The sequence below is a fragment of the Rhizobacter sp. P3_B12 genome, from assembly GCF_056402895.1.
Map to the genome: position 1 here is coordinate 24,541 of NZ_JBFUGN010000006.1, position 6,000 is coordinate 30,540.

At 68.5% G+C, this 6,000-nt stretch carries 7 protein-coding genes; 1 reads left to right on the plus strand and 6 read right to left on the minus strand.

Annotated features, from left to right (window positions below; all coding sequences use genetic code 11):
• The first annotated feature begins 89 nt into the window (after positions 1–89).
• Complete coding sequence (locus tag AC1D01_RS00915) at positions 90–1,073, plus strand: LysR family transcriptional regulator (RefSeq protein WP_477864235.1); 984 nt, start codon at positions 90–92, stop codon at positions 1,071–1,073.
• Here AC1D01_RS00915 and AC1D01_RS00920 read toward each other — a convergent pair.
• The 6 genes from AC1D01_RS00920 to AC1D01_RS00945 form a co-directional block, all read right to left on the minus strand.
• The gene (locus AC1D01_RS00920; protein ID WP_477864236.1) at positions 1,018–1,557 is read right to left on the minus strand and encodes a response regulator; all 540 of its coding nucleotides are present in this window, start codon (positions 1,555–1,557) and stop codon (positions 1,018–1,020) included. The two genes, AC1D01_RS00915 and AC1D01_RS00920, sit on opposite strands and share 56 nt — an antisense overlap.
• The gene (gene nosR, locus AC1D01_RS00925; RefSeq protein ID WP_477864237.1) at positions 1,557–2,900 is read right to left on the minus strand and encodes a response regulator c-di-GMP phosphodiesterase, NosR family; all 1,344 of its coding nucleotides are present in this window, start codon (positions 2,898–2,900) and stop codon (positions 1,557–1,559) included. Before nosR ends, AC1D01_RS00920 begins: the two co-directional genes overlap by 1 nt.
• A gap of 13 nt (positions 2,901–2,913) precedes the next feature.
• The gene (locus AC1D01_RS00930; protein WP_477864238.1) at positions 2,914–3,834 is read right to left on the minus strand and encodes an ATP-binding protein; all 921 of its coding nucleotides are present in this window, start codon (positions 3,832–3,834) and stop codon (positions 2,914–2,916) included.
• A 9-nt stretch (positions 3,835–3,843) separates the two neighbouring features.
• Positions 3,844–4,698, minus strand: a complete 855-nt coding sequence (locus tag AC1D01_RS00935) for an HDOD domain-containing protein (RefSeq protein ID WP_477864239.1) — start codon at positions 4,696–4,698, stop codon at positions 3,844–3,846.
• Positions 4,695–4,874 (minus strand): hypothetical protein, encoded by a 180-nt coding sequence (locus AC1D01_RS00940; RefSeq protein WP_477864240.1) that lies wholly within the window; start codon positions 4,872–4,874, stop codon positions 4,695–4,697. Before AC1D01_RS00940 ends, AC1D01_RS00935 begins: the two co-directional genes overlap by 4 nt.
• 1 nt (position 4,875) lies before the next feature.
• The coding region (locus tag AC1D01_RS00945) for an EAL domain-containing protein (protein ID WP_477864241.1) at positions 4,876–6,000 on the minus strand (1,125 nt) is incomplete at its 5' end.

Genomic DNA, 6,000 nt, shown 5'->3' on the forward strand with positions numbered 1-6,000 from the left:
TCGATGCAGCGAACTCTAGGGATCGAACTCGCATTCGGATAGTGACGATAAGGTTGATGGATTGGCATCGGATTGATGACAATACGCACATGGCAATCAACGAACTCCGGTCGATCTCGACCTTCATCCAGGCGGCCGAACTGGGCAGCCTGCGCAAGGCCGCACTGGCGCTGGGGATCAGCCCGCAGGCGGCCAGCAAGGCACTGGCGCAGCTGGAAGTCCACCTCGATGCCCGGCTGTTCCACCGGACGACACGGGTGATGTCGCTCACCGATGCGGGCCAGCGCTTGCTGGAAGACGTCCAGCCGGCGGTGCTCGGCATGCAGCGGGCACTGCAGAAGGCCCGATCGGCCAAGGACGATTTCGCTGGCCCGCTGCGGATTGCCGGCCCGCGCACGACGTTCCAGCCCATCCTGTGGCGGCTGGTCGAGGAGTTCTGCGAGATGCATCCGGGCATCCAGCCGGATGTGTTGCTGGAGGACCGTGTCGGCAACTGGGTCGAGGACCGCGTCGACGTTGGCTTCCGCCTGGGGCCATCGCCTCAGGAAGGCGTCATCGCGCGGCGGCTGTTCCCGCTGCAGCTGGTCATCTGTGCGTCACCCGCGTACCTGGAGCAGCATGGCGTCCCGGATTCGCTGGCGGCCCTGGCCACCCATCGCTGCAGCGCGTACCGGCATCCGGCGACCGGAAAGGTGGTGCCTTGGCATGTGAAGCTCGGCGATCAGGCGGTCGACCAGCCGGTGGTGCCTGCCATCTGCAGCAACGACGAAGTGTTCGAGTTGCAGGCCGTGCTGGCGGGAAAGGTGCTGGGCCAGTTGGCGGGCGTGACGGCAGCGCCCTTCATCCGCGCCGGCCAGCTCGTGCCGATCCTTGTCGACCACATGCCGGACCACGCCAGCTATTTCGTGTATTTCGGCAGCAGGACGTCACAGCCGGCGCGGGCGCGGGCCTTCATCGACCTGGCGGTGCAGCGACTCAGCGACAACGCCGAGTACATGCTCGGCACGGAAGACTTGTTCAAGACAGCGGCGGCATCAGCACTTCGCCATTCGGCCCCCAGTCCACGTGGGTGAGACCCGGTTCCTCGGATTCGAGGCGCCGCCGCTCCGCCTCGAACGCCGGCAGGCGGCCCTCCTGCACCCGCATGGCGTCGGCGAGCAGCGCCTGTTCCTTCGAGGCCTGCGCATGCGCCAGCGCGGCCTTCACGCTGCCGACCAGTTCGTCGTCGCTCCACGGCTTGAGGATGTAGCGGAACACCTGGGCGTCATTGACGGCACGCACCAGCGTGGCGACGTCGGCGGAGCCGCTGACGATCATCGGCACCGCGCGCGGCTGCACCTCGCGCACGTCGCGCAGGAAGGCCACGCCGTCCTGCTGGGGCATGCGGAAATCGGACACCACCACGTCGAACGCATGCTCGCGGACGCGCGCCAGCGCGAGCCGGGTGTCGCTGAACAGCTCGACGCGAGCCAGGTCGCGCAAGGGCACCCGCAGCACGCGGTGCAGGGCCGCGAGCACATGGGGTTCGTCGTCGACCAGCAGGATGGATGCTTTCATCAGGTTCTCCGGGGGGGCCGCACGCGCAGCTCGATGCGAATGCCTTCGCGTTGTTCATACACGCGGATGCGGCGGATGGTGTCGGCCGTCAGCACGTGGTCGGTCGCCAGCAGCACCGCGCCCTCGCGCGAGATCAGGTCGGCCGCCAGCACCATGCCGGGCTGCAGCGATTCCGTGGTCATCGACAGCGGCGCGGGCGGCTGCGGCGCGCTCGGCTGGTTGATGTGCAGGAAGACGTCCAGCACCTCGGGGTCGAACTGGCTGCCCCGGCCGTGCATCATCAGCGTTCGCACCTGCGCCGTCTTCAGCCCCGGCGCGCCCAGGTGGCCGTTCAGCAGGTCGTCGTAGGCGTCGGTCACCGCCAGGATGCGCGCACCCAGCGGGATATCGGCGCCGGCGCGGCCGTCGGGAAAGCCCTGGCCGTCGAAGCGCTCGTGGTGCGCCCGGATCAGCGCGGCCACCGGCTGCATGTCGTCCAGCGCCAGCAACGACTGCTCGCCCAGGACGGGATGCTTGCGATAGGTCGCGAGCTCTTCGGCCGTCAGCTTGGGAACCGGCTTCGCGAGCACCTCGTCGGACAGCCCGATCAGGCCGATGTCGTGCAGCAGCGYCGCGACGAACACCGTCTGCGTGTCTTCGCTGTTGCAGCCCATCGCCTTGGCCAGCTGGCGCGTCGACTCGGCCATGCGGCGTCCGTGCCCCATCAGCTGGCCGCCGCGCAGCTCGRTCAGGTTGGCGAACACCTTGATCGAGGTCATGTAGTTGCGCTTGAGCTTGTCGTGCGCCTGCGTGACCTCGAGGGTGCGCTCCTGCACGCGCCGCTCGAGCTGCACGTTGAAGCCGCGCAGTTCCTCGTTCTGCGCGTGCGTCAGCGCCTCGAGGCGGGCCTTCTCGCGCTCCAGCGCCAGCCGCTCCAGCGCCTGCGCGACGGTGACCCGCAATTCGCCGTCGTCCCACGGCTTGTTGACGTAGCGGTAGATCTGGCCTTCGTTGATGGCAGCGATGGTCGAGTCGACGTCGGCATAGCCGGTCAGCAGGATGCGCATCGTGCCGGGCCAGCGGCGGCGGACCTGACCCAGCAGCTGCGCACCGTCCATGCCGGGCATGCGCATGTCGGAGATGATCAGGTCGACCRGGTCGCTTTCCATCAGCGCCAGCGCCTCGCCCCCGCTGCCTGCGGTGACGACGCGGTACTGCGGGCCGCGCAGCGCGCGCCTCAGCGACGACAGGATGTTGGGCTCGTCGTCGACGCACAGGATGGTCCAAGGGGCGGGCGCGGCCGGCACCGGCGTTTCGCCGGCGGGCGCGCACGGCGCGGTGTCGGGCACGGCAGTGGCTTGCATCGCAGGTACCGGCTCAGTCCGCCAGCGCGGCCACGCGCTTGACCGGAACGCTGACGCGGAACGCGGTGCCGCGGCCGGGCTCGCTGCTCACCTCGATGCGCCCGCCGTGCTTCTTGACGATGYCGTACGAGAGCGACAGGCCGAGCCCGGTGCCCTTGCCGACCGGCTTGGTGGTGAAGAACGGGTCGAAGATCCGCTTCAGGTTCTCGGCCGGGATGCCGCAGCCGTTGTCCGAGATGTCGACCCAGGCCTCGTCGCCCTGCGTGCCCGTCCTGATGGTGATCGTGCCGCGCTCGGCGCTGATGGCATGCGCCGCGTTGACGAGCAGGTTCATGAACACCTGGTTCAGCTCGGAGGGCAGGCACTCCACGTCGGGCAGTTCGCCGTACTGCTTGACGACGTCGGCCTTGTACTTGATCTCGTTGTTGACGATGTTGAGCGTCGAGTCGATGCCGGTGTGCAGGCTCACCCATTCCCATTCCTGGCGCGCATCGACGCGCGAGAAATCCTTCAGGTCCTGCACGATCTTGCGAACGCGCTGGATGCCGTCCTTGGACTCTGCCATCAGGGCCGGGATGTCGTCCTTCAGGTAGTCGAGCTCGATCTCCTCGCGCAGGCGCAGCAGCCGCGCCGCGGCCGGCGTGCCGGCCAGCGCGGGTTCGGCCTCTTCATAGGCCTTCAGCATGTCGAACAGCTGCGCGAGGTACTTCTCCAGCGTGCCGAAGTTCGAGAAGATGAAGCCGATCGGGTTGTTGATCTCGTGCGCCACGCCGGCGGCCAGCTGGCCGATCGAGGCCAGCTTTTCCGACTGGACCAGCTTGTCCTGCGCGTCCGACAGCTTGCGGTTCAGTTCGGTGAGTTCCTCGTTGGCGCGCAGCAGCGCCTCGACCTGGCTGGGCGTGAGCTGGCTGGCAGCGACTTCATGTGTATCCATGGATGTCTCCTAGACGGTCAGCGATTCGCGCACGCTGCGCGCCTGCCGCTCGGTTCGTTCGAAGGTGCGCTGGGCCTGCTGCGGCGTCAGGGCGATGCGCTGCCAGGCGTCCAGCGAGAGCGGCGGCACCATGTCTTCGTCCAGCCCCGACAGGTCGAGCGCATGGGTCATGTTGTCGGCCACGTGCACCACGTCGGCCAGCGTCGCGCCGGCGTGCGCGGGCAGTTCGTGGTGGCAGCGGATCGCCTCGGCGATCGCCGGCGCGAAATGCCAGTGCTCGGCGATCAGGCCGCCGACCGTGGCATGGTCGGTGTTCAGCATCAGCCGTTCCGCCTCGAGCGAGTGGATGTCGTGGCGGGCCGCCCAGTCGATGGTCTGGCTCAGCTCGAGCGGGAAGTAGGTGGCGAGCGCGAGGCGGCCGATGTCGTGCATCAGCCCGGCGGAGAAGGCCGCTTCGGTGTCCAGGCGCGTGGCGGCCGCCAGTTCCTGGGCGCAGAACGCGGTGGCCAGCGCATGGCGCCAGAAGCCGTCGAAGTCGAAACCGGTGCAGGCGGTGCGGTCGAAGCTGGAGATCACCACCGCGGTGGTCGCCACCGTCGCGACGGTGCGCAGGCCCAGGATGTTGATCGCATCGCGGATCGACGAGACGCGGCCGGTCACGCCGTAGAAGGACGAGTTGGCCAGGCGCAGCGTCTTGGCCGTCAGCGCCTGGTCGTGCGAGATCGTGGTCGCCAGTTCGTCGACGGCGACGTCTTCGCGCCGCAAGGCCGAGCGCAGCTCGACCACCGCCTGCGGCAGCGCCGGCAGCGTGCGCACCTTGGCGTGCACCGCATCGGGCTGGAGTGCGAGTTGCGGCGCCTTCATGCGTGCTCCTCGAGCCGGTACTGCTGGATCAGGTGGAACAGCGGGTGCAGGCGACCCTCTTGCAGCGACGCGCGGAACAGGTAGGCCAGGCGCTCGCGCACCTCGTCCGGGCTCGCGGTGCGCGGTGTGGCGGCCGGCTCGCTGGGGACCGCTGCCCCGTGGTGATCGTTCGACATGTCAGTGGGACTCCCGTTCGTATTCGTTCGTGATGACGAGCAACCGGCCGCGCGAGGCGGTGTCGCTCATCGCGCGGCAGACGGCGCGGTAGGGCCGGCCGGCCAGCTGCAGGCGGTGATGGATGCCGTCGCCCAGCCGCAGGATGGCGGCCAGTTCGGCCGGCAGGGCGTCGTCGGCGTCGCTGCCGATCAGTGCCGGGACGTCGCACAGCAGGGCCTGCGCGTCGCGGTTGACGAAGGCGATCATGCCGTCGGCATCGATGCCGATGATGGGCGTCGGCACGTTCTCCAGCACGCCGCGCGCATTGGCGGCGCGGCTTTCCTCGAGGCTGGTCTGCTCGCGCTGGCGCGCCAGCAGTTCTTCCAGGCGCTGGTTGACGAGCGCCAGCTCGTGGTTGGCGCTGTGCACTTCGTGCGCCAGGCGCCGGTTCTCGTCGGCCAGGTCCTTCTGCCGGAACGCCTCGGCGACGTGGGCGCGCAGCCGTTCGTCGTCCCAGGGCTTGGTGAGGAACTTGTAGATCGCGCCTTCGTTCACCGCGTCGGTGATCGACTGCAGTTCGGTGTAGCCGGACAGCACCATGCGCACCGTGTCGGGGTACAGCTCCTTGGCGCGGCGCAGGAACTCGACGCCGGTCATGCCGGGCATGCGCTGGTCCGACACGATGACGTCGACGTTGACCTCGGCCAGGCGCTGCAGCCCTTCGGCGCCGCTGTTGGCGGTGACGATGTGGTAGCCGTCGCGGCGGAACAGGCGGCGCAGCGAGGACACGATGTTCTCCTCGTCGTCCACCAGCAGCAGCGTGCGCTTGCGCTGGCTGCGCGTCAGGAAGCGGTCGGGCAGCCGGTACTTCTCGCGCAGCATGCGCTCGACCTCTTCGGCCGGCACGGGTTCGCTGAAGAAGAAGCCCTGGATCATGTCGCAGCCGTTGGCGATCAGCAGGTTCAGCTGGCCTTCGGTCTCGACGCCCTCGGCGAGCACCTTCATCTGCAGGCCATGGGCCATCGTCAGCACGGCGCGCGTGATCGAGACGTCTTCCGGCGCCGCGGTCACGTCGTGCACGAACGAGCGGTCGATCTTCACGATGTCGATCGGCAGCGTCCGCAGCACGCCGAGGTTCGAGTAGCC